The 412-nt window shown below is 65.5% G+C and carries 1 protein-coding gene; it reads left to right on the top strand.

Annotation, left to right across the window (positions count from 1 at the left end):
- On the top strand, window positions 1-412 hold a 412-nt coding region (locus EN807_RS32810), incomplete at both ends, for an IS630 family transposase (RefSeq protein ID WP_135937955.1).

The following is a 412-nucleotide window of genomic DNA, read 5'->3' as shown; positions in this document are numbered from 1 at the left end:
ATCAAGACCAACATGGCGCCGCTGCGCGGATGGGGGCCGAAGGGCAAACGCCTGCGCGGCTTGGCACCATACGGCCACTGGCGTACGCTGACCTTCCTCGGCGCGCTGCGCTGCGACCGGCTGACTGCACCTTGCGTCTTCGACGGGCCGATCAACGGCCAGTGCTTCCGCGCCTATGTCGAGCAGCAGCTCGTGCCAGTGCTTGAGCCGGGCGACATCGTCGTCATGGACAATCTCGGCTCCCACAAGTCGGCAGCCATCCGGCAGATGATCCGCGCCGCAGGCGCCAGGCTCTGGTACCTGCCGCCCTACTCGCCAGATCTCAACCCGATCGAGCAGGCCTTCGCCAAGATCAAGCACTGGATGCGAGCTGCCCAGAAGCGAACCATCGACGACACCTGGCGACACATCG

The sequence above is a fragment of the Mesorhizobium sp. M5C.F.Ca.ET.164.01.1.1 genome (assembly GCF_004792125.1).
Classification (GTDB): Bacteria; Pseudomonadota; Alphaproteobacteria; order Rhizobiales; family Rhizobiaceae; genus Mesorhizobium; species Mesorhizobium wenxiniae.
The sequence above is the reverse complement of the archived record's forward strand: the minus strand, read 5'-3'. Positions and strand labels throughout refer to the sequence as shown.